Raw genomic sequence first — 22,416 nt, forward strand, 5'->3', positions numbered from 1 at the left:
CTCTGCTCCGGTGGCTGACGTCTCAGCCGTCAGCGTGTATTACTTTTTGTTTTTCAACTTGCTCTTCAGGTCTGAGCGTCAGCACCTCGACACCTTCCTGTGTCACCGCAACAGTGTGTTCCCATTGTGCCGACAGTTGCTGGTCATGAGTCAGTGCAATCTGCCAGCCATCTTTCATCTTCCGATGGCGTAGTCGCGCAGTGCCCTGATTGATCATCGGCTCAATCGTGAACACCATTCCGGGTTTCAGCTTCAGACCTGTGCCTGGGCGGCCGTAATGCAACACCTCTGGCTCTTCATGCATCTCGCGGCCAATACCATGCCCGCAATACTCGCGCACAACGCTGTAGCCAGCAGCTTCGGCATGGCGCTGTATTGCATGCCCGACATCCCCCAAGGTGGCACCGGGGCGTACCTGTCGAATACCGGCCCACATCGCATCATAGGTGGTTTGTACCAGTCTTCTGGCATCCTCGGAAACGCTGCCGATCATATACATCTTGCTGGAGTCGGCGATAAAGCCGTTTTTTTCCAGCGTTATATCCAGATTCAGTATATCGCCCTTGCAGAGTTTGCGCTCGGCACTGGGCATGCCATGGCACACCTCGTCATTGATTGATGCATTCAGGGCATAGGGATAGTCATACTGTCCGACACTGGCCGGGCGCGCCTTGAGCTCACGACGGATGAAGCGGTCAACAGCATGGTTAATCTCCAGGGTGCTGACCCCTTCACGCACATAGCTGTCTAGCATGGTGAAAACGGATGCCAGCAGCTGTCCGGCATGGCGCATGATGTCCAACTCAGCGGACGATTTAAGCAGGTTCGAGTTCATGCAGTATCTTTCTGATGGTGGATGAGTGAGCTCCGAGCAGCATGCGCGTCAGCTCCTGATAGGTTTTATCCGGATAAAGTTCAGCCAGCATACCCATGCGCAGCCAGTGCTCGGCCTGGGCGTTGATGGAGCGCGACATTGCCTTGCTGGCGAGGCGCAGCTCTTCGTGCAGCTCCTCATCGATCTTGACGATACCCATTAAAGTGCTCCAAATATATGAAACGTATATGTATTATATATTCACTTTAGAGGTGAGATCAATGAGGCTCTGTGGTCCTGTTTAACCCATCAGGTTTTCAAAAATGGCGTTATCCCATTGCATGTTTTTTTTCAATTCTTCAGCCATAGGGTCGGGGAAGACTACTTCCTTGCCCTGCTTTATGCCAAGGCAAATGGCCTTCGAGATGGATTCAGGGGTGACCTTACTCACGTCCAGTTTTCTTGTCATTTCTGTGTCTACATAACCGGGATAAACTCCCATCACAGTTACGCCAGTATTGGAGCAGTCAAGACGCAGACCCTTGGTGAGAAAGTGCACCGCGGCTTTTGAGGCGCAATAAGTGCCAAGCTTGTTGACCAGTACGAAGCTACCGATAGACAGCACGTTAATCAGCATGGCTTCCTGTTTTTGCTTTAAATATGGTAAAAAGTGATAGGCCATGTAATGGCTGCCGTGAAAATTCACTTTCATTTCCAGCTCGGCCGCACGGGTGCTGCGCTCCTGAGTAAAGGATGTCGCCATCTCCACCCCTGCGTTGTTGATCACGATATCAACGTCAGCGCAACGCTCGGCTGTCATCATGATCTGCTCTTCGTTGGTGACATCCAAAGGCAGGTAGCAAATCCGATCTGTATCCTGCAGTTTGTCTTCCGATCTGAGGTAAGTGGCATATATTTTTCTGGCGCCCAGACGCTCCAACTCAGTTACCAAGGCACCACCGATGCCTCCTGTTCCGCCCGTGATAAATATTGTTTTATCCTGAATATCCATATTCCATTCCTTTTCGCATAGGGAGATAAACAGCCTGTCTATCTGCTCCGGCGCGGCATACTAGAGAGCTGAAGTGTAGGGTGTCAACCTCCCGTCTTTACCAATATGGAATGAATCTAGCTGGCGCTGATATATATTCTGTGACTGATGAGATCAATGAACCCTTATATCAGTCTGCCGGTTGAATTGATCTTTGAGGCGCGGGGGCTGTTTCGAGAGCATCAGTTGCTGAAAACAGGCAATAGCGGTTGCGTCCATTCTGCTTTGCTTCATACATAGCCAGATCTGCATGGCGCAGGAGTGTTTCGGCATCCTGTCCATGGTCAGGATAAAGCGCAATGCCAATGCTGACAGAGGTCGTTATCATCTGCTTGTTGCAGGTGATCGGGTTTGCAATAAGAGCGGCCAGCTCACTGGAAATCTGTTGTGCTTCTTCGATACCATCAACTTCGGTCAGAATAATGACGAATTCATCACCCCCTATTCGTGCCACTGTATCGCCTGCTCTGATGCGTTGCTTGAGCCGCTGCGCAACTTCGACCAGCAGCGCATCACCAAAGTCATGGCCATATTGATCGTTGACCGGCTTAAGGTTATCCAGGTCCAGGTAGAGCAGCGCAAGAGGCAGTTTGCTGCGCTGTGAAAGCGCCAAAGTGTGCTGTAGCAGCTCATTGAACAGGGCCCGCCCCGGTAAGCCTGTCAGGGCGTCGTGCTGCGCCTGCAACGCCAGTTGTTGTGCTGTCGATACCGCGGCGAGTGCATCCAGTCGCTCACGGTGTATTAATCCGACCTGATAGCTCATGACCTGCGCCAGTAGCAGGACTTCGATGAGCACTGCGAGTAATCCGATATGTTCGATCCAGATGATATTGCTGTAAGCCATGTCGCTGCTGGAGATGGCTATCAGCGCGGGCACCAGAAATGCGATGTTCGCAATCAGATAGAATCCAGCCACTTTGCTGCGTTGGCGCAAACGCGCAATGGCTGCCAGCAGACCATAGAGACCGAAGATAAATACACCATAGCGGGCCAGCTCAAGCGTCCATTCAGGGCGCAGCCAGGCTATCGGCCAGAAGCAGATGAGTGTGATTACCGCCAGTGCTCCGAGGTGCCAGATGATGGGGTTATGGCGGCGTGTGATCTCCAGCAGCTTCAGGACGAACAGGATGTACAGCAGATTCGAAAAAAGTATCGGCACGCTGGATAGATAAAACCACTGAGGGCCGAACAGTCCTTTGAGAACCAGGAGAGCTGAGGCGTTATAGATCAGGTTGCCAAATATGAATCCTGCATACAGCAGATCGGTCAGGGCGCGGCGCCAGATTCCCATCACCAGATAGTAGAAGCCAAGCCCGATGAAAATCCCCAGCCCGATCAGCACCAGCGCATTGGCGCGGTTGATTGCTTCCCTGTACTCCTGCTCATGGAACAGCATGGGGGTGGGAGTTGCGATGTAAAAGGGGCTCTCAAGCCGACTGAGGATCTGATACTCACCTGCAGGCAGCTGCAAAGGGCGACCGTGGCGCAGAAAATATGGGTCGACAGTCGTGCTGCTGGCACCACCCTCCAGCTCAAACAGGAGCGAGCCCTCAGCGTCATAAACCAAGTGTCGAAACTGTCCCAGTACAGAGGAGTGGCTGAAATCGATCACCAGCGTTTCCGGCTGGGTCAGCGTCAGGTTCAGCAAATAGGTAAAGCGGCCGCTGACATGCGGAGCAGGGCCGTCGGGCAGTTCGTTCAGAGGCTGCATGAACTCATCATCTACCCAGCGCCCCTGCTGTTGCAGTTCAGACGCCATCACCTGAGACAACAGCAACAGGCTTAACAACAGGCAGCGCAGTGCAATGAAGCAGCCATCAGTCAGTTTGGACAACCATCTCTCCTGTTATTCTGAATGTTTGATTGTCCATCCTCCCCATTCCGTCAGGATCATGCCTCATTACTGAGGCAGAAAATCAGACCTGCGACGTTGTGGTACCTCCCAACACAACAAAAGCAATATAACACGATGTTGAGTCTGCCATAAGTTCAGGGTGCTGGCGGCCATTCAACTGGCAAGAATATGGCGTGTCACCTGAGGTGTGAAAGCATTGCCTCGATTAATCTGGTGTTTGATGCCCTGGGTTCTGTTGACTGGAACCTGCCTCAGGCAGTGCTTATACTTGTCGGTCAAAAACCTAAAAGGATGTTTTACATGAAAAAAATAGGACTATTCCTGTGTTTTCTGGCACTCCCCTATCTGGCTCTGGCCAATGAAGATGTGGCGGGATCTGGTGATCATCCCTTGATCGAGCGCGTAGCGGGGTCTTATATCGGCTGGTTCTCAAGGAGCGACTATGATCGTGTCACGATTCCGACCGGACCGCATATCTATAATCAGGGTTATGAGAGCACTGAGGCGCTTGAGGGAGAGTATCTGCGTATTGTCTACCTGTTTGATGAACCGACCTCGACGCTCCGGATCATGCGCAGCTATCAACAGGCACTGGAAAGAGCGGGTTTCGAGGTGCTGTTCAGTGGGCGCAGTGCCGATAATGAGTTGGATAACCGCAGCGGTATCAACTTCATGGGGCGATACAGCGCGGTTGAAATGATGGGCTTCAGGCCTCAAATGAGGCTGCCCAGCCAGAGGAGCGTGTCCGATGTTGCATATCTTGCGGTACGTTCAGCGGATGGAGCGGTGCTGGCCGCAGTCGTGATTTTCATGCCAGATCGTAGTGAGACACCGGTGGTATTACTCGATGTTGTGACCAGTGCCGAGATGAACAGCGAGATGGCACATGAGCCACTGACGGCAGAGAGACTGGCCGCTGATCTAGGCACTCAGGGACGTGTAGCCCTGCAGCAGATACATTTTGCCTTTGACAGTGCCGAGATACTGCCCGAGTCCAGCGAGGCGCTGACAGAGGTCGCTCAGTTGCTGAAAACTGACACAGCACTTCGCCTGTTGGTCGTCGGCCATACCGACAGTGATGGAGGTTTTGATTACAACCTGCGCTTGTCTGCCGAGCGTGCCCAGGCTGTGAAAGCCTATCTTGAGCGTCAATATGGGATACCGGCTGATCGACTGCAGGCTTCTGGTGCGGGGATGATGGCACCGCTGGCCAGTAATCGCAGTGAAGAGGGGCGCAGCCTCAATCGTCGGGTTGAGTTGGTGGAGCTGTTGAACTGATTCTGAAGAGCTTTATTGCAGAGTTGTGAGGATCGGGCTGGAGTGCAGCCCGATCCGGAAGGTTTACATGCCATGAATCACATGCAATGGGTTACTTATGCTGAGGCACTTTTTCCGGGAACAACCCCTTCGGCGCATAGCGCAGTACCAGTGTGATGATCAGACCGATACTGAACACTCGGGCCTGCAGAGCGCGGCTGGAGAAGTCGCTTGGCGCTTCCCAGGCGAACCAGAGATCACCCAGATAACTGATGGCATTAAGCAGGGCCAATGCTGCGGGTTCTGACATGACCCAGACCACATAGACCAGCACGGCACCGAACAGTGTACCGATGTTGTTACCCGGACCACCCAGAATCACCATAACCCAGATCAGGAAGGTATGGTTCAGCGGCAGGTAGCCGTTGGGGTCGAAAATGCCGTTGAAGGTGGCCAGTGCCGCGCCGCCGATACCCATCAGGATACAGCCGAAGATGAACACTTCCAGACGACGCTTGTTGACATCCTTACCCATCGCGGATGAGGAGATCTCATTGTCGCGGATCGCTCGCATCATGCGGCCCCAGGGGCCGTTATAGGCGCGGTGCAGCAGGAAGAAGATCACCGCAATCATGACAGCCGTCACCGACAGGTAGAGTGCGCGCGCCATGATGAAACCGACTTCGCCAGCTCCCGGTACAGGCCAGGGCAGGGGGGAGACGGTCAGCGTGCCGCGAGTCATCCACTCGAAGTTCTTCAGGAATGCCTTGATGATCTCAGCAACACCGAGTGTGGCGATCGCCAGATAGTCACTGCGCAGGCCCAGACAGATGTGGCCGATAAAGTAAGCCACGGTACCGGCCAGAATGCCGCCGACGGTCCAGCCAACCCATACCGGGAGGCCGAAGCCACCGATGAATCCTGCTTCACGGACAATCGAGCCGGTGACCGGAGCAAAGGAGTTGATGACCCAGAAATAGACCACAGCACCAAGAATCATGGTGAAGGGGATCTGGATCTTGCGCGGTACCTTGAGTCGATGCAGCTGACTGGCTGCGACCACCAGCAGAACACCGACAATCAGTTTCAGGAAGGCGGTACCAAGCTCACCCGGCAGGTCGGACTCCCAGAAACGTGGGTTGGTGGGGAAGGTCATCAACATCGCTGAGAAGCCGCCAAGTGCGACAAATCCCATGATGCCGGCATTGAACAGACCAGCATAACCCCACTGAATGGTCAGGCCGAGTGCAATGATCGCGTAGCAGCTGGCTTCCACCAGTACGCGAACACCGTAGGCCGAGCCCATGACGCTGACCAGCAACAGCATGGCTGCCACCAGAGCGACAATCAGAATCATTTCTTTTAAAGCGGTATTTGACAACATCAGAGTACCTTCCCTTTAAAGAGGCCGGTAGGACGCCAGACCAGGATCGCCAGCAGGATGAAGAAGGGCACGGTGATCTTGAACTCGGTTGGCACGATGGCAAGGCTGCTGGGTAGATCGAACCACAGGTAATCGCGGAACGGGCGCAGCAGGACAGCCCAGTTGAAGACCGACAACGTCTCGGCGAAGCCAATCACAAAACCACCTGCCAGTGCCCCATAGGGGTGACCGACACCGCCGACGATGGCCGCGGCGAAGATCGGCAACAGCAGATGGAAGCTGAGATCCGGCTTGAGTGTGACATCGAGCGACAGCATGGTACCGGCAGCAGCTGCAAGACAGCCTGCGATCACCCAGGTGACCTTGACCACGGTATCGGTGTTGATACCGGAAACACGGGCCAGATCCGGGTTGTCGGACATGGCGCGCATCGCCTTACCGAGGCGTGTACGGGTCAGGAACAGGTGCAGTGAAATGACCGAAACGATGAGCACGACGAACAGCAGTATCTGCGGATCGGTGATCACCAGCGGACGGCTGGCCAGCTCAAAGGGCAGGTCTATGCGGTAGATATCCTTGCGGTCATCGATATACATGCTGCGTGCACTGGTGCCCATGAACATGCGGATCAGACCCTGCAGCATCAGCGTGACGCCGAGTGATGCCATCACGATGACGATCGGTTTGACGTTGTGCTTGCGCAGTGGTTTGTAGAACCCCTTGTCGAGGTAGATCGCCGTCACGGCGGTCAGTGCCATGGCTATCGGCAACATGACAAAAGCGGTCGGCAGGCCAATGGCCGGTCCGACAGCCGGAAACATCGCCGTCAGGAAGAAGGCGAAAAAGGCACCCAGCGTCATCATGTCCGCATGGGCGAAATGGGCGAATCGCAGGATACTGAAGATCAGCGTGATGCCGACCGCGCCGAGGGCGTAGATCGAGCCGATCACCAGTCCGGAGATCACCACATTGTTAAGGAAAAAAACTAATTCGTTCAAAACGCAATCCTCGTCAGATTAACCACCCAGGAACGCCTTGGCGACTTCCGGATCATTGAGCAGATTTTCGCCGGTATCGGTAAAGCGGTTCTGACCCGCTGCCAGCACGAAGCCCTTGGAGGCGATCTGTAATGCCTGTTTGGCGTGCTGTTCCACCATCAGAATGCCGACACCGGCCTTGTTGATGGTGATGATCCGTTCGAAAATCTCCGCCATGTACAGAGGAGAGAGTCCTGCTGTTGGCTCATCCAGCAGTAACAGGCTGGGCTCGATCATCAGAGCGCGTCCCATGGCGACCATCTGGCGCTGGCCGCCCGACAGTTCACCAGCCGGCTGGTTGCGCTTGTCTGCCAGCGGCGGGAAGAAGCTGTAGACCTGATCGAGCATATGCGCAAAATCATCCTTGCGGCTGAAGGCGCCCATCTCCAGGTTTTCCTGCACGCTCAGGCTCGGGAAGATGTTCTTTTCCTGAGGGACAAACGCCATTTTTTTACCGACGAGTACCGTGGGTTCTGCGTTGGTGATCTCTTCGCCACGCAGCAGTATGCTGCCTTCATTCACATGCAAGAGGCCGAAAATCGCCTTCAGCATGGTGGATTTGCCAGCCCCGTTCGGGCCGACGATGACACCTATGTCACTCTGATCAATCGTCATATTGACGCCGTTCAGAATATTCATGCCACCATAGCCACCGTGCACATTGGTTGCTTCCAGTAATGCCATTGTCTGCTCCTGTCTCAATGTGCGTCGTTGCCGAAGTAGGCTTCGATGACTTCAGTATTGGCCTGGATCTCTTCAATCGTGCCCTGGGCCATGACGCTGCCCTGAGCCAGCACGATGACCGGATTGCAGAGTTTTGCAATCATGTCCATATCGTGCTCGATAACGAGGAAGGTGTATCCCAGTTCGCGGTTCAGGCGCAGAATGTTGGCGATCAGCTCCTGCAGCAGGGTACGGTTGACCCCGGCAGCGATCTCATCGAGCAATACCAGACGCGCATCCACCATCATGGTGCGACCCAACTCCAGGAGTTTTTTCTGGCCACCCGACAGGTTGCCAGCCAGCTCATTTTTGACATGACTCAGGCCGACAAAGTCGATCACTTCCAGAGCCTTCTGTCGTACGGCGGTTTCCTGGCTGCGAACCAGCCCCGGCTTGAACCAGACATTGAACAGGTTCTCGCCCTCCTGCTGCGGCACCATCATCAGGTTTTCCAGAGCAGACATGTTGGAGAACTCCTGAGCGATCTGGAAGGTACGTAACAGACCACGGTGGAAGAGTTCGTTGGATGGGATCGAGGTGATGTCTTCGCCATCAAAGAGTATAGTGCCGGTATCAGCTGGAAAAGTGCCGGCAATGATGTTGAAGAGGGTGGATTTGCCTGCTCCGTTAGGGCCGATGACGCCAGTGATTGATCCTTGTTCCACCTTGATGGAGCAATCATTGATGACATTGAGGCTACCGAACGATTTGGATACATTATTGACTTCAATAATTGAACCCATTAAACCTCCCGAAAAGTAAGCAGTACGGCCATTGGTAATGACCGCTGACCGGTTTGTTATTATTGTATCGCCTGTGGGCGAAACGGTTCTGACACACGGGAAAGGGTATTGCCCGCGCTTATGGGGGCGCATTTTAGCCCAGTCGGGGACAGAAACCTATCCGGGTTATTCATCTAAAGTCGAAATCCCATGAATTCGCCTTGATCAGAGGCTTTATTCGGCTATTGGTGCCACTGTCAGCAGTGTAGTTCACTATTTTGTAGTTCATACGCAGTTCGGTATCATTCAGAGCGTTCAACCAGTGCCTTCTCACTGTTCCATCGTGTGTTCAGTTTTGCAGCTCAGCAGGAGATCATAATTTGTCAGCACCACCACAATGGGATGATGGAAAACACTTCCTGCATCGCTTCTTCTCCGTATTCCGTTACAGCAGGCGTGCCATTGAGCTGGTCTGGACTACATCCCGAAGCCTGACCTGGGGATTGGGGCTGCTGACGCTGCTGGCCGGTGTGTTGCCAGCCGTTGCGGCCTATCTCGGCCAGTTGATCGTAGACTCGGTGGTGCAGGCGATGGCCGATTATCAGACACATGGCCAGGTGGACTACTGGCCTATGTTGCGTTTCGTGCTGATGGAGTGTCTGGTGATCGTGCTGATCTCGGCGGCACAGCGTGGCCTGTCAGCACAGCAGTCGCTGCTGCGAGCCCTGCTTGGGCAGCGGGTCAACGAGATGATACTGGAAAAGGCGCAGACCCTGTCACTGGCTCAGTTTGAAGACTCCGAATTCTACGACAAGCTGACCCGGGCCAGGCGCGAGGCATCTGTACGCCCGCTCGCGCTGGTCAACAAGACCTTCGGTTTGATCCAGAACGCGATCTCTATGCTCAGTTTTGCCTTCCTGCTGGTGCAATTTTCGCCTTGGGCGATACTGGTGCTGTTTCTGGCGGCCCTGCCAGTGTTTATCGCCGAAGCCAAGTTCTCTGGTGATGCCTTCCGCCTGTTCCGCTGGCGCTCACCTGATACACGGATGCAGATGTATCTGGAAACTGTGCTGGCGCGTGAAGACAGTATTAAGGAGGTCAAGCTTTTCGGCCTCGGCAAACTGTTCCTGCAGCGCTACAAGGATATTTTCCACAAGCTCTATGCCGAGGACAGGCGCCTGACACTGCGCCGTGATGGCTGGGGGTTTGCACTGGGGCTGCTGGGCACTCTGGCATTTTATGGCGCTTATGCCTGGATCGTGATCGAAACCGTGCAGGGACTCATCACCCTGGGGCAGATGACCATGTATCTGATGGTGTTCAAGCAGGGGCAGGCGGCGATCAGTGCCAGCCTCACCGCAATCAGCGGTATGTATGAGGATAACCTCTATCTGTCCAATCTGTATGAATATCTGGAGCAACCGGTGGCATCGGATGCCGGTGAAGCCACAGAGGGGCCGGACCCGAGCGACGGTATTCGCTTTGAGCAGGTCAGCTTTACCTATCCCGGCAGTCAGCGCCCGGCATTGCAGGATATCTCGTTGAATCTGAAACCGGGTCAGAGTCTGGCGCTGGTGGGTGAGAATGGCTCAGGCAAAACCACCCTTATCAAACTGCTGACACGCCTTTATCAACCTTCGTCCGGGCGTATTCTGCTGGATGGGCTGGATCTGAATGAATGGGATCCGGTACGACTGCGTCAACGTGTCGGGGTGATTTTTCAGGACTTTGTGCGTTATCAGCTACTGGTCGGTGAGAACCTGGGGGCGGGCGATGTTGAGGCTTTCAGTGATGAAGCGCGCTGGCAGGAAGCTGGTGAGCTGGGGCTGGCCGATCCTTTTATCCGTGAACTGAATAAAGGCTATCACACGCAACTGGGGCGCTGGTTCAAGGGTGGGCAGGAGCTGTCCGGCGGGCAGTGGCAGAAGATCGCGCTGAGCCGTGCCTTCATGCGCAGTGCTGCCGATATTCTGGTGCTGGATGAGCCGACGGCAGCCATGGATGCCGAAGCGGAGGCCACGATCTTTGAACATTTTCGCCAGCATACAACGCAACGCATGGTGATTCTTATCTCGCATCGCTTCTCCACCGTGCGCAACGCTGATCAGATCGTGCTGATCAATGCCGGACGTGTTGTGGAGCGAGGTACCCATCATGAGCTGCTGGCACTGAACGGGCGCTATGCCGACCTTTTCCATCTGCAGGCGAAGGGTTATCAACTGGACTGAATACGCAGCTATTGATCTCTGCTGTCGCTTAGAGACAGGTATGTCGCAAATGGTGCGGGTCTTGACGGTGGCAAGCATCTGACCCAATAAGGGTAAGACTAACATCGCACCAAGCATGGCAAAGTACCAGGAGTGCCGTCCTGGAGGGTATTTTGCTACACAATAAAAGACAGGAGATGCAGATGATCAACCGTGATGGCTATGCCCGTGAAGATAAACTTGATGCTTTTGATGCCGAACTTGCAGCGGCACTGAATGAGGAGCAAGAGCGCCAGGAAGTGCATATTGAACTGATTGCCTCCGAGAACTACGCCAGTGTGCGAGTGATGGAAGCTCAGGGCGGTCAGCTGACCAATAAATATGCCGAAGGCTACCCGGGCAAGCGTTATTACGGTGGTTGTGAAGCGGTCGACAAGGTTGAAGCGTTGGCGATCGAGCGTGCCTGCCAGCTGTTCGGTGCCTGCTATGCCAATGTGCAGCCACACTCCGGTGCGCAGGCGAATGCGGCGGTCTTTATGGCGCTGGTTTCACCGGGTGATACGATCCTCGGCATGAGCCTGGCACACGGTGGTCACCTGACTCACGGCGCTGCGCCTAACTTTTCCGGCAAGAACTACAATGCTGTGCAGTATGGTCTGAAGCCGGAAACCGGCGAGATCGACTACGAGCAGGTTGAAGCACTGGCGCGTGAGCACAAGCCAAAAATGATCATTGCCGGTTTCTCTGCCTACTCACTGGTGGTGGACTGGGCTCGTTTTCGTCGTATTGCCGACGAAGTGGGCGCATTTCTGTTTGTTGATATGGCACACGTGGCGGGTCTGGTTGCGGCAGGTCTCTACCCCAGCCCACTGCCTCATGCACATGTTGTCTCTACTACAACGCATAAAACCCTGCGTGGCCCACGCGGCGGCCTGATTCTGACTGCGCTGAACGACGAAGCGCTGCACAAGAAACTCAACGGTGCTGTATTCCCCGGTCAGCAGGGTGGTCCGCTGATGCATGTGATCGCAGCCAAAGCGGTCGCGTTCAAAGAGGCGATGGCACCGGAGTTCAAAACCTATCAGCAGCAGGTGCTGGATAACGCCAAGGCGATGGCCAGTGTGTTTATCGAGCGTGGCTATGATGTTGTATCAGGCGGCACCGAGGATCACCTGTTCCTGGTCTCTCTGATCCGTCAGGCGATCACCGGTAAAGATGCTGATGCAGCACTGGGCCGTTCACACATCACCGTGAACAAGAACAGCGTGCCGAATGATCCGCAGAGCCCGTTTGTGACATCTGGCTTGCGCATTGGCACCCCGGCGGTTACCTCACGTGGTTTTGAAGTGGCCGAGTGTACGCAACTGGCCGGTTGGATCTGCGATATTCTGGACGTGCTGGCTGCCGGTGAAGATACCGCTGCCATCGAAGAGCAGACCCGTGGCAAGGTGGCTGAGCTTTGCGCACGCTTCCCTGTTTATACCGATACCCGCGCCTGATTCAGGCCCTGGAGAGTTAAAATGCAGCGTTATTCAGGTTTCGGGCTGGCCAAACATGCCCTCACTCATCATGAGAACTGGCAGCGGATGTGGCGTAATCCCACACCGAAAAAACAGTACGATGCAATCATCGTCGGCGGCGGCGGTCACGGTCTGGCGACCGCCTACTATCTGGCCAAAGAGCACGGTATGACCAATATCGCTGTGATAGAGAAGGGCTGGCTGGGAGGCGGCAACACCGCACGTAACACCACTATCGTACGCTCCAACTACCTGTGGGATGAGGCGGCTCATCTGTATGAGCATGCGATGAAGCTCTGGGAAGGGTTGTCGCAGGATCTCAACTACAACGTGATGTTCTCGCAGCGCGGTGTCCTTAACCTGGGCCACACGCTGCAGGATATGCGCGATATACAGCGTCGTGTCAACGCCAACCGTTTGAACGGTATCGATGGCGAAGTGCTGGATGCAAAACAGGTCAGCGAGATCGTACCGATGCTGGATTGTTCCGCCAATACCCGCTATCCGGTGCTGGGTGCTTCCTGGCAGCCGCGTGCTGGTGTGGCTCGTCATGACGCCGTGGCATGGGGCTTTGCCCGCGGTGCCGACAGTCTGGGCGTGGATCTGCTGCAGCAGACGGAAGTGACCGGTATGCGTATTGAGGATGGCCAGATAATCGGTGTTGAAACCAATCGCGGATTTATCGGCTCCACGCGCGTCGGTTGTGTCGCGGCAGGTAACTCCAGCGTGCTGGCGAAGATGGCGGGTATCAAGCTGCCATTGGAGTCACACCCGCTGCAGGCACTGGTATCCGAGCCGATCAAACCGATTCTGGATACGGTAGTGATGTCCAACCATGTGCATGGCTATATCAGCCAGTCGGACAAGGGCGACCTGGTCATCGGTGCCGGTATCGATGGCTACAACGGCTATGGCCAGCGCGGCAGCTATCCGACGGTTGAGCACACGCTGCAGGCGATTGTCGAGATGTTCCCGGTTTTCTCCAGGGTGCGTATGAACCGCCAGTGGGGCGGAATCGTGGATACCTGCCCGGATGCCTGTCCGATCCTGTCAGCCACCAAGGTGAAGGGCCTGTTCTTCAACTGTGGTTGGGGTACCGGTGGCTTCAAGGCTACACCGGGCTCCGGCAATGTGTTTGCCTGGACGCTGGCCAAGGGCTATGCCCATCCGCTGGCGGCACCTTTCAGTATAGATCGCTTCCATACTGGCCAATTGATCGACGAGCACGGCGCTGCCGGCGTCGCCCACTGATTCGAGGGAATTCACATGTTGCATATCTATTGTCCCTACTGTGGCGAGCATCGCGAAGAGAGCGAGTTCCGGCCCAAAGGTCAGGCACATATCATCCGTCCGAAAGATCCGGTCAACACTTCGGATGAAGAGTGGGGTGATTACCTGTTTTTCCGTGAAAACCCACGTGGCATTCATCATGAGATGTGGGTACATGCCGTGGGCTGTCGCAAGTTTTTCAATGTCACGCGTGACACCGTCAGTTACGAAATTCTTGAGGTTTACAAAATGGGTGAGCAGCCCACAGTCACCGCTGCCACGCAGCAAAAAGGAGGTCAGAAATGAGCCAGATTAATCGTCTGACCCAGGGCGGCCGTATCGACCGCTCTAAAACGCTGAACTTCAGTTTTAACGGTACCAGCTATACCGGTTTCCCCGGTGATACTCTGGCATCTGCACTGCTGGCTAACGGGGTGGATATTGTTAACCGCAGCTTCAAATACTCGCGTCCCCGCGGCATTGTTGCGGCTGGCGCGGAAGAGCCCAATGCCGTGGTGCAGTTGGGTTCCACCGAAGCGGCGCAGGTGCCTAACGTACGTGCCACACAGCAGGCGCTGTATCAGGGTCTGACCGCTGCCAGCACCAATGGCTGGCCGAATGTACAGAACGATGTGATGGGTCTGCTCGGTAAGCTGGGTGGCAAGATGATGCCGCCGGGTTTCTACTACAAGACCTTCATGACGCCCGCTTCCATGTGGATGACCTATGAAAAGCTGATCCGCAAGGCAGCGGGTCTGGGTCGCAGCCCACGTGAGAATGACCCCGACATCTATGACCACATGCACCGCCATTGCGACGTGCTGGTGATCGGTGCCGGTCCTGCTGGTCTGGCCGCTGCGCTGGCAGCTGGTCGCAGCGGTGCGCGCGTGATCATCTGTGATGAGCAGGAAGAGATGGGTGGCTCGTTGTTGGATTCTCGTGATCTGATCAACGGACAGGATCCTGCACTCTGGGCTGCTGCCGCGGTTGCTGAACTGCTGGCGATGGACGAGGTGCTGGTTCTGCCGCGCACCACGGCCAATGGCTATCATGATCATAACTTTGTGACGCTGCACGAGCGCCGTACCGAGCACCTGGCCGATACTGCACCGCAGATTAACGGCCAGCCGCAGGCGCGTGCGCGCATGCATCATATTCGTGCCGGTCAGGTGATTCTGGCGACGGGTGCACATGATCGTCCAGTGGTCTATGCCAACAACGATGTGCCGGGCAATATGCTGGCCAGCGCAGTGTCCACCTATATCCGTCGCTATGGCGTGGTGCCGGGCAATAAACTGGTACTGACCACCAGCAACGATTATGGCTATCGCGCAGCGCTGGACTGGCATGAAGCGGGCCGCGAAGTGGTCGCGATAGTTGATGCCCGTGCCAAGCCGGACGGTGATCTGGTCAAGGCTGCACGTGAGAAGGGGATTCGCATTATCACCGGTAGTGCGGTGTTTGAAGGCAAAGGCTCCAAGCGTGTATCTGGCGCCCGTGTTGCTCGGATCGATCTGGACAACTTCAAACTGGCCGGCTCCGTTGAAGATCTGGTTTGCGATACCATCGCCAGTTCCGGTGGTTACAGCCCGGTAGTCCATTTGGCGGCGCACACAGGTGCACGTCCTGTATGGAGTGATGAAGCGATAGGCTTCCTGCCGGGCAAAGTCAAGGGGATGACTCCTGTCGGTTCGGCTCGTGCGGTCTACTCACTGAGTGCGGTACTGGCTGATGCTGTCGAAGCGGGTGCCAGTGCAGCTGCTGCCTGTGGATTTGAGTCCGGTGGCATTGAGCTGCCACAGGTACAGAGCGCTACAGAAGGTCCTGCCTGTGCGCTGTTCCAGGTACCGCATGAGAAGCCAACGATGCGCGCGCCTAAGCAGTTTGTTGATCAGCAGAATGATGTCTCAGCGGCAGCGATCGAGCTGGCTACCCGTGAAGGCTTCGAGTCGATCGAGCACGTCAAGCGCTACACAGCGATGGGCTTCGGTACCGATCAGGGCAAACTGGGTAATATTAACGGCATGGCGATTGCCGCTCGCTGTCTGGGTCAGACGATCCCGCAGACCGGCACCACCGTGTTCCGTCCCAACTACACACCGATCACCTTCGGTGCGATCGCCGGTCGTCATTGCCGTGATCTGTTCGATCCTGAACGCTATACGGCGCTGCATTCGTGGCACCTCAAGCGCGGGGCAAAGTTTGAGGATGTCGGCCAGTGGAAACGTCCCTGGTACTTCCCGATCGGTAACGAAAGCATGCACGACGCCGTGGCGCGTGAGTGTCTGGCAGTGCGTGAAAAAGTCGGTATTCTGGATGCGTCCACCCTGGGCAAGATCGATATTCAGGGTAAGGATGCACGCGAATTCCTCGGCCGCATCTACACCAACAAGTGGGAAAAACTGGGTGTCGGCAAGGCGCGTTATGGTCTGATGTGTAAAGACGACGGCATGGTGATGGACGATGGTGTTACCACTTGTCTGGCGGAAGATCACTTCCTGATGACCACCACCACCGGCGGCGCAGCGGGTATCCTGGAGTGGCTGGAGTTGTGGCACCAGACCGAGTGGCCGGAGCTGGAGGTTTATTTCAACACCGTGACTGACCACTGGGCGACCATGACGATTACCGGACCGCGTGCTCGTGATCTGCTGTCGGAAGTAACTGATATCGATCTCGACAAGGACAACTTCAAATTCATGGAGTGTCGTGAAGGTCAGGTGGCCGGTGTGCCGGCAAGGGTTTACCGTATCTCCTTCACCGGCGAGCTGACCTATGAGATCAACGTGCAGGCCAATTATGCGATGCGGGTCTGGGAAGCGCTGTTCCAGCATGAAGCCAAGTATGGTCTGACGCCTTATGGCACCGAGACAATGCACGTGCTGCGTGCAGAGAAGGGCTTCATCATCGTTGGTCAGGATACTGATGGCTCGGTCACACCGGAAGATCTTGGAATGCAGTGGTGTGTCGGTTACGACAAGCCCTTCTCCTGGATCGGCCATCGTGCGCTGACACGTCCGGATACCAAGCGTGATGATCGCAAGCAGTTGGTCGGCCTGAAACCGGTTGATCCGAAGGTGGTTCTGCAGGAGGGGGCGCAGATCGTGCGCGACCCGAATCAGACCATCCCGATGAAAATGGTTGGTCACGTCACGTCCAGTTACTACAGTCCGGTACTGAACTCAGGTTTTGCACTGGCATTGGTGATGGGTGGACACAAACGTATGGGTGAAAAGGTTTATCTGCCGATGGCAGATGGCAAGACCCATGAAGCTGAGATTGTCAGCCCCATCTTCTTTGATCCAAAAGGAGCGCGCCAGAATGTCTAAGGTAGCCATTATCGATCAGTGCGCGGGCTCAGATGTTCGCGCCGAATCACCCATGCACCACGTGAAGGTTCCGTCTGTTGCGGCGAATCCCGGTGTCGTGCTGGAGCAGAAACCCTTTCTGGGCCATATGACGCTGCGTGGAAACTCTGCAGATGACGCTTTCTGTGCGGCGATTCAGCAGGTGCTGGGTGTCGCGCTGCCCCTGCAGCCATCCGCGCTGGTGCACGATGCCAGCGGCGAGAACAGCATTCAGTGGATCTCGCCGGATGAGTGGCTGATCGTTGTGCCAGGCGGACGCGAATTCGAGGTAGAGACCGCCCTGCATCAGGCTTACAGCGGTCACTTTGCCATCGTCACCGTCAGTGGCGGGCAGACCCTGCTGACGCTGAGTGGTCCTAATGCGCTGGATGTGCTGCACAAATCCACCGTCTATGATGTGCACCCGCGCAACTTTCCGGTGGGCAAGGGGATCACCTCCAACTTTGCCAAGGCCACGGCGATCATCCGTCGTCCGAGTGAGGATGTCTGGGAACTGATAGTGCGCCGCAGCTTTGCCGACTACTGCTACCGCTGGCTGGTGGATGCCTCACGCGAGTATGGTGTGTCGGTCAAGGTATGATGTAACCGCTGCCGACGGTGATCCCGTCGGCAGCTCAGAATTTTGTGTCCGGGGGACAATATGAACCAATCACCTGATACCTGGATCCTGGCAGCACAGTGCCCCAGTGTTATTGGCACTGTCGATGTCGTGACTCGTTTTCTGCGCGAGGAGGAGTGCTACATCACTGAACTCAACTCCTTTGATGATCGCGAGACTCAAGGGTTTTTTATTCGTGCTGAGTTTCGTCCTCAGCGCGAAGGGTTTGACGACGCTTCATTTCAGGCACGGTTTGCCGAGCGTGCGGCCGAGTTCGAGATGAACTTCGAACTGACCGCTCCGGGTACACGCATGCCGGTCGTGATCATGGTGTCCAAGGCGGATCACTGTCTGAACGATCTGCTCTATCGTCACCGTATCGGCCAGTTACCGATCGATATCCGTGCAGTGGTGTCTAACCATCCGGATCTGGAGTCATTGGCGCAGTGGCATAATATTCCCTATCACCACTTTCCGATCACTGCTGATACCAAGGCGGAGCAGGAAGCACAAGTGTGGCAGGTGATTGAGGAAACCGGTGCCGAGCTGGTGGTGCTGGCGCGTTACATGCAGGTGTTGTCTGCCGATATGTGTGAGAAGCTGTCCGGTAAGGCGATCAATATACACCATTCACTGCTGCCCGGTTTCAAGGGTGCCAAGCCCTATCATCAGGCTTATGCCAAGGGCGTCAAACTGGTGGGTGCGACGGCACACTACATCAATACCGATCTGGATGAGGGCCCGATCATCGCACAGGGTGTCGAGTCGGTCGATCATGCACACTATCCCGAAGACCTGGTGGCGAAGGGGCGTGATATCGAGTGTCTGACGCTATCGCGGGCGGTCGGTTATCATGTGCAGCGTCGTGTGTTCATGCATGCCAACCGAACGGTTGTCTTTCCAAATTGAGTCCCAACTGAGTTCCAATTGAGTCCCGACTGATTCCCAGTTGATCCCCAACCGAAACAACCGGGCATTTCGAACAGCCGCTGCTGGCGCTTGATGACAAGCGTGCAGCGGATTCTTCGTGGTGCCCTATAATAATGATAACGAGGAAAAACCATGTCCATCAGCGTATTTGACCTATTTAAAATTGGCGTAGGGCCTTCCAGCTCTCATACGGTTGGTCCAATGCGTGCTGCCTATGATTTCATTGCCGAGCTGCGTGAGCGTCACCTGCTGGAGGCGGTCACCGGCGTGGAAGTGCGTCTGTATGGCTCGCTGTCGGCCACCGGTATCGGGCATGCCACCGATCTGGCGATCATCATGGGCCTGATGGGCGAACGCCCGGATGAGATAGATCCGACTGTTATCGTGCCACGGGTCGAGACGCTGAAAGAGACGCAGACCCTGCAGCTTGATAACCGGCTGCCGATCGAGTTTGTCTGGGAGCGCGACATGCTGTTCCTGGAAGAAACCCTGCCACACCACCCCAACGCGATGCGCCTGACGGCACGGGGCAACAATGGCGAACTCTACAGCAACACCTATTACTCTGTCGGTGGTGGTTTTGTGGTCACCGAAGCGGATGCCCAGGATGACAAGCTGGTGCTGCATAAATCGCCGCTGCCGTATGATTTCAATACCGCGGATGAGCTGTTGCGCCTGTGTAAACAGCACAATTTCACCATCAGTGAACTGATGCTGGAAAATGAGAAGGTCTGGCGCTCGGAGGAGGAGATCCGCAGTGGCCTGTGTCGCATCTGGAAAGCGATGGCAGACTGTGTCGAAAGCGGCCTCAAGCATGATGGGATTCTACCCGGTGGATTGAAAGTCCGTCGACGTGCCGCTGCCTTTTTCAAACGTCTGGAAGCGGTCGAACAGAACAAGAGTGTCATCGCCAGCAACTTCTCGGTCATGGACTGGGTCAATGTCTATGCCCTGGCTGTGAATGAGGAGAACGCCGCCGGTGGGCGGATGGTAACAGCACCGACAAATGGTGCAGCCGGTATCATCCCTGCAGTGCTTTTCTACTACATGAAGTTTGAGCCGACCGCTTCCGAGAAGCATGTTGTCGACTTCCTGCTGGCGGCCGGTGCGGTAGGTATTCTGTGCAAGAAAAACGCCTCCATCTCCGGTGCCGAAGTGGGCTGTCAGGGTGAGGTGGGTTCTGCCTGTGCCATGGCGGCAGCCGGCCTGTGTGAAGTGCTGGGCGGTACGCCCGAACAGGTGGAAAACGCCGCCGAGATCGGCCTTGAGCACAACCTAGGTCTGACCTGTGATCCGGTTGGTGGCCTGGTACAGGTGCCCTGTATCGAGCGCAACGCGATTGCCTCAGTCAAGGCGATCAATGCGGCGCAGATGGCATTGCGCGGTGATGGTGAGCACTTCATCTCGCTGGATAAGGTGATCCGCACCATGCGCGACACCGGCCGCGACATGCAGGACAAATACAAGGAAACCTCGAAAGGAGGATTGGCGGTTAACGCAATCGAGTGTTGATCTGTTCTGTACCCGGCTGCATATATTCCATGCAGTCGGGACACCTGTCTGAGCGGCTTCAAGTCGCGCTGAATAGGCTCGATTAATCCCCTCACTATCAGTTCCAGAAGAGCCTTGCCATCCCCTGATGGTTATCTCCTGATACTGCTCACTCACCCAGTTGACCAGCATCGGCTAGACTGAAGCTTAATCACGCCATATCTCTGAGTGGGATAACACTTCATGTCGAACGAACATATCTATGCTGATGCCTATCAGCCGAGTCAAATAGCGCAGCGGGTTGAGAGCATGGGGGTGGCGAAGGCGCAGGCCGATGCGTTGACGCTGCTGGTTCTGGCTGTGTTGGCGGGAGCTTTCATCTCGCTTGGGGCGCTGTTTTTTACTGTTGTAATTACGGGCTCTGAGCTGGGATTTGGCCTGACACGCTGGCTCGGTGGCCTGAGCTTCTGCCTGGGGCTGGTACTGGTGGTGATCGGCGGGGCAGAGCTGTTCACCGGTAACAATCTACTGGCAATGGCCTGGGCCAGCAGGCTGGTCAGTACGCGAGCTGTATTACGCAACTGGTGTATTGTTTATGCCGGCAATGTGATCGGTTGTCTTGGTACTGTGTTGCTGGTGATCTGGGCAGATATTGCTGGTCTCGGTCAGGGGGCTGTCGGTGAGACTGCGCTGAATATTGCCCGCAGTAAGGCGGACCTATCGTTGAGTGAAGCTTTTGCCCGTGGTGTGCTGTGTAACACGTTGGTGTGCCTGGCCGTTTGGCTGGCGATGGGTGGCCGAAGTGTGACCGACAAGCTACTGGCCATTCTGCTGCCGATCAGTGCCTTTGTCGCACTGGGATTCGAGCACTCCATCGCGAACTGGTTTTTCCTGCCTTACGGCATGCTGCTGGGTGGAACGGAGCTGGTGTCTCTCTCAGCGAGTCTGGCCAATCTGTTGGTGGTGACGCTGGGCAATATGGTGGGTGGTACACTGCTGGTGGCAGGTATCTACTGGTTGGCATATCTGCGTAATACACCACATGCGTCAGGGTAGGCTGGTTCGCACTGCCTTACGACGCTGGCTTGATGAAAGTCAAAAATCCCGGCTGATCTATCTGCTACTGTATCGCCTCTTCATATGATGAAAAGCAGAGGTGATATATGGAGCTGGTATGCCCCGCAGGGAATCTTCCGGCCCTGAAGCAGGCGGTGGATCAAGGTGCGGATGCGGTCTATTTCGGTTTCAAGGACGCCACCAATGCACGGCAGTTCATCGGTCTTAACTTCAACGAAGCCCGCGCGCGGGAGGGTATCGAGTATGCGCATCAGCGCGGTTGTCGTGTCTTCTGTGCCATCAATACTTATCCACAACCCGCGGGTTGGGAGAACTGGGCGGCAGCAGTGGATAAAGCGGCTGCTCTGGGTGTGGATGCGCTGATTCTGGCGGATATCGGCCTGCTGGATTATGCCGCCGAACGCCATCCAAAGATCGCCCGTCACTTGTCGGTGCAGGGTTCGGCGACCAGTCATGAGGCTCTGAGTTTCTATCAGCGTCAGTTTGGTATCCGCCGTGCGGTCCTGCCGCGGGTGCTCTCTATCACTCAGGTTGAAGATCTGGCTCGACAGAGCCCGGTGGAGCTGGAGGTGTTCGCCTTCGGCAGCCTGTGCATCATGGCCGAAGGGCGCTGTTATCTCTCCTCCTATCTGACCGATGAATCCCCCAACACCTGCGGTGCCTGTTCACCCGCTAAGGCCGTGCGTTGGCAGGAGACTGATCAGGGGATGGAGTCACGCCTGAATGGTGTGCTGATCGATCGCTTTGCCGAGGGCGAAAAGGCCGGCTACCCAACGCTGTGTAAAGGGCGTTTCCGGGTGGAGGATCAGCTCTACCATGCGATAGAGGAGCCGGTGAGCCTCAGTACGCTGGATCTGTTGCCGAAGCTGCAGGAGATCGGAATCAGTGCGGTCAAGATCGAGGGGCGTCAGCGCAGCCCGGCCTATGTGGAAAAGGTTACGCGGGTCTGGCGTCAGGCGCTGGATGCTTTGGGCCATAATACATTGGGCCATGATAAATTGGGCCAAGACACGACAACAACGGGTGCTATGGCTCGCTGGCAGGCACAACTGGGGCAGTTGTCGGAAGGCAGTATGACAACGCTGGGTGCCTATCATCGCAAGTGGAAGTAAT

At 55.7% G+C, this 22,416-nt stretch carries 19 protein-coding genes; 11 read left to right on the plus strand and 8 right to left on the minus strand.

Features of this window, described 5'->3' with window-relative positions; translation table 11 throughout:
* Window positions 1–22: 22 nt before the first annotated feature.
* The 4 genes from map to F7R27_RS00860 form a co-directional block, all read right to left on the minus strand.
* A complete protein-coding gene (gene map / locus F7R27_RS00845) occupies window positions 23–835 on the minus strand; it encodes a type I methionyl aminopeptidase (RefSeq protein ID WP_206060332.1) in 813 nt (270 codons plus the stop codon).
* Window positions 816–1,034, minus strand: coding sequence for a ParD-like family protein (locus F7R27_RS00850; RefSeq protein WP_151702334.1), 219 nt, complete (start codon window positions 1,032–1,034; stop codon window positions 816–818). Before F7R27_RS00850 ends, map begins: the two co-directional genes overlap by 20 nt.
* Before the next feature lie 81 nt (window positions 1,035–1,115).
* Window positions 1,116–1,826: an SDR family NAD(P)-dependent oxidoreductase gene (locus F7R27_RS00855; protein ID WP_151702335.1), complete on the minus strand. Its 711-nt coding sequence runs from the start codon at window positions 1,824–1,826 to the stop codon at window positions 1,116–1,118.
* A gap of 169 nt (window positions 1,827–1,995) precedes the next feature.
* A complete protein-coding gene (locus F7R27_RS00860) occupies window positions 1,996–3,699 on the minus strand; it encodes a diguanylate cyclase (RefSeq protein WP_151702336.1) in 1,704 nt (567 codons plus the stop codon).
* 321 nt (window positions 3,700–4,020) lie between these two features.
* Here F7R27_RS00860 and F7R27_RS00865 point away from each other — a divergent pair, with 321 nt between their 5' ends.
* Entirely contained in the window at window positions 4,021–4,998 is a 978-nt protein-coding gene (locus F7R27_RS00865; RefSeq protein WP_168927391.1) for an OmpA family protein, read from the plus strand.
* Window positions 4,999–5,089: 91 nt separating this feature from the next.
* Here the strand turns inward: F7R27_RS00865 and F7R27_RS00870 are convergent, their stop codons facing one another.
* The 4 genes from F7R27_RS00870 to F7R27_RS00885 are packed head-to-tail and all read right to left on the minus strand — an operon-like array spanning window position 5,090 to window position 8,864.
* A complete protein-coding gene (locus F7R27_RS00870) occupies window positions 5,090–6,361 on the minus strand; it encodes a branched-chain amino acid ABC transporter permease (protein ID WP_151702338.1) in 1,272 nt (423 codons plus the stop codon).
* Window positions 6,361–7,359 (minus strand): branched-chain amino acid ABC transporter permease, encoded by a 999-nt coding sequence (locus F7R27_RS00875; protein WP_151702339.1) that lies wholly within the window; start codon window positions 7,357–7,359, stop codon window positions 6,361–6,363. The genes F7R27_RS00870 and F7R27_RS00875 overlap by 1 nt, the downstream gene beginning before the upstream one ends.
* Before the next feature lie 18 nt (window positions 7,360–7,377).
* Entirely contained in the window at window positions 7,378–8,082 is a 705-nt protein-coding gene (locus F7R27_RS00880) for an ABC transporter ATP-binding protein (RefSeq protein ID WP_151702340.1), read from the minus strand.
* A 14-nt stretch (window positions 8,083–8,096) separates the two neighbouring features.
* The gene (locus F7R27_RS00885; protein WP_151702341.1) at window positions 8,097–8,864 is read right to left on the minus strand and encodes an ABC transporter ATP-binding protein; all 768 of its coding nucleotides are present in this window, start codon (window positions 8,862–8,864) and stop codon (window positions 8,097–8,099) included.
* A gap of 359 nt (window positions 8,865–9,223) precedes the next feature.
* On the opposite strand from F7R27_RS00885, the gene F7R27_RS00890 reads away from it, so the two are divergent.
* From F7R27_RS00890 to ubiU, 10 genes are all read left to right on the plus strand, one after another.
* The gene (locus F7R27_RS00890; protein ID WP_151702342.1) at window positions 9,224–11,071 is read left to right on the plus strand and encodes an ABC transporter ATP-binding protein; all 1,848 of its coding nucleotides are present in this window, start codon (window positions 9,224–9,226) and stop codon (window positions 11,069–11,071) included.
* A 182-nt stretch (window positions 11,072–11,253) separates the two neighbouring features.
* The gene (gene glyA / locus F7R27_RS00895) at window positions 11,254–12,549 is read left to right on the plus strand and encodes a serine hydroxymethyltransferase (RefSeq protein ID WP_151702343.1); all 1,296 of its coding nucleotides are present in this window, start codon (window positions 11,254–11,256) and stop codon (window positions 12,547–12,549) included.
* 21 nt (window positions 12,550–12,570) lie between these two features.
* A complete protein-coding gene (locus F7R27_RS00900) occupies window positions 12,571–13,821 on the plus strand; it encodes a sarcosine oxidase subunit beta family protein (RefSeq protein ID WP_151702344.1) in 1,251 nt (416 codons plus the stop codon).
* Between the two features lie 15 nt (window positions 13,822–13,836).
* Window positions 13,837–14,145: a sarcosine oxidase subunit delta gene (locus tag F7R27_RS00905; protein WP_151702345.1), complete on the plus strand. Its 309-nt coding sequence runs from the start codon at window positions 13,837–13,839 to the stop codon at window positions 14,143–14,145.
* Complete coding sequence (locus tag F7R27_RS00910) at window positions 14,142–17,168, plus strand: sarcosine oxidase subunit alpha family protein (RefSeq protein WP_151702346.1); 3,027 nt, start codon at window positions 14,142–14,144, stop codon at window positions 17,166–17,168. Before F7R27_RS00905 ends, F7R27_RS00910 begins: the two co-directional genes overlap by 4 nt.
* Window positions 17,161–17,787, plus strand: a complete 627-nt coding sequence (locus tag F7R27_RS00915) for a sarcosine oxidase subunit gamma (RefSeq protein ID WP_151702347.1) — start codon at window positions 17,161–17,163, stop codon at window positions 17,785–17,787. Before F7R27_RS00910 ends, F7R27_RS00915 begins: the two co-directional genes overlap by 8 nt.
* Window positions 17,788–17,847: 60 nt before the next feature.
* On the plus strand, window positions 17,848–18,714 hold the full coding sequence (gene purU / locus F7R27_RS00920) for a formyltetrahydrofolate deformylase (protein ID WP_151702348.1): 867 nt from the start codon (window positions 17,848–17,850) through the stop codon (window positions 18,712–18,714).
* A 153-nt stretch (window positions 18,715–18,867) separates the two neighbouring features.
* Window positions 18,868–20,247, plus strand: a complete 1,380-nt coding sequence (locus F7R27_RS00925) for an L-serine ammonia-lyase (protein WP_151702349.1) — start codon at window positions 18,868–18,870, stop codon at window positions 20,245–20,247.
* Between the two features lie 222 nt (window positions 20,248–20,469).
* Window positions 20,470–21,282 carry a formate/nitrite transporter family protein gene (locus tag F7R27_RS00930; RefSeq protein WP_151702350.1) on the plus strand — a complete coding sequence of 271 codons (813 nt, stop codon included), beginning with the start codon at window positions 20,470–20,472 and terminating at the stop codon, window positions 21,280–21,282.
* A gap of 107 nt (window positions 21,283–21,389) precedes the next feature.
* A complete protein-coding gene (ubiU, locus tag F7R27_RS00935; RefSeq protein WP_151702351.1) occupies window positions 21,390–22,415 on the plus strand; it encodes a ubiquinone anaerobic biosynthesis protein UbiU in 1,026 nt (341 codons plus the stop codon).
* Window position 22,416 lies beyond the last annotated feature (1 nt).

This window comes from Nitrincola alkalilacustris (assembly GCF_008973755.1).
GTDB classification, from domain to species: Bacteria; Pseudomonadota; Gammaproteobacteria; order Pseudomonadales; family Balneatricaceae; genus Nitrincola; species Nitrincola alkalilacustris.

What these genes read in the sequence shown, in the direction of transcription:
- F7R27_RS00915 (WP_151702347.1), top strand. Translation starts at nt 17,161, where the DNA reads ATGTCTAAGGTAGCCATTATCGATCAGTGCGCGGGCTCAGATGTTCGC.
- F7R27_RS00880 (WP_151702340.1), bottom strand. Translation starts at nt 8,082, where the DNA reads ATGGCATTACTGGAAGCAACCAATGTGCACGGTGGCTATGGTGGCATG.
- F7R27_RS00870 (WP_151702338.1), bottom strand. Translation starts at nt 6,361, where the DNA reads ATGTTGTCAAATACCGCTTTAAAAGAAATGATTCTGATTGTCGCTCTG.
- F7R27_RS00905 (WP_151702345.1), top strand. Translation starts at nt 13,837, where the DNA reads ATGTTGCATATCTATTGTCCCTACTGTGGCGAGCATCGCGAAGAGAGC.
- F7R27_RS00900 (WP_151702344.1), top strand. Translation starts at nt 12,571, where the DNA reads ATGCAGCGTTATTCAGGTTTCGGGCTGGCCAAACATGCCCTCACTCAT.
- purU (WP_151702348.1), top strand. Translation starts at nt 17,848, where the DNA reads ATGAACCAATCACCTGATACCTGGATCCTGGCAGCACAGTGCCCCAGT.
- ubiU (WP_151702351.1), top strand. Translation starts at nt 21,390, where the DNA reads ATGGAGCTGGTATGCCCCGCAGGGAATCTTCCGGCCCTGAAGCAGGCG.
- F7R27_RS00850 (WP_151702334.1), bottom strand. Translation starts at nt 1,034, where the DNA reads ATGGGTATCGTCAAGATCGATGAGGAGCTGCACGAAGAGCTGCGCCTC.
- glyA (WP_151702343.1), top strand. Translation starts at nt 11,254, where the DNA reads ATGATCAACCGTGATGGCTATGCCCGTGAAGATAAACTTGATGCTTTT.
- F7R27_RS00910 (WP_151702346.1), top strand. Translation starts at nt 14,142, where the DNA reads ATGAGCCAGATTAATCGTCTGACCCAGGGCGGCCGTATCGACCGCTCT.
- F7R27_RS00925 (WP_151702349.1), top strand. Translation starts at nt 18,868, where the DNA reads ATGTCCATCAGCGTATTTGACCTATTTAAAATTGGCGTAGGGCCTTCC.
- F7R27_RS00885 (WP_151702341.1), bottom strand. Translation starts at nt 8,864, where the DNA reads ATGGGTTCAATTATTGAAGTCAATAATGTATCCAAATCGTTCGGTAGC.
- F7R27_RS00930 (WP_151702350.1), top strand. Translation starts at nt 20,470, where the DNA reads ATGTCGAACGAACATATCTATGCTGATGCCTATCAGCCGAGTCAAATA.
- F7R27_RS00855 (WP_151702335.1), bottom strand. Translation starts at nt 1,826, where the DNA reads ATGGATATTCAGGATAAAACAATATTTATCACGGGCGGAACAGGAGGC.
- map (WP_206060332.1), bottom strand. Translation starts at nt 835, where the DNA reads ATGAACTCGAACCTGCTTAAATCGTCCGCTGAGTTGGACATCATGCGC.
- F7R27_RS00865 (WP_168927391.1), top strand. Translation starts at nt 4,021, where the DNA reads ATGAAAAAAATAGGACTATTCCTGTGTTTTCTGGCACTCCCCTATCTG.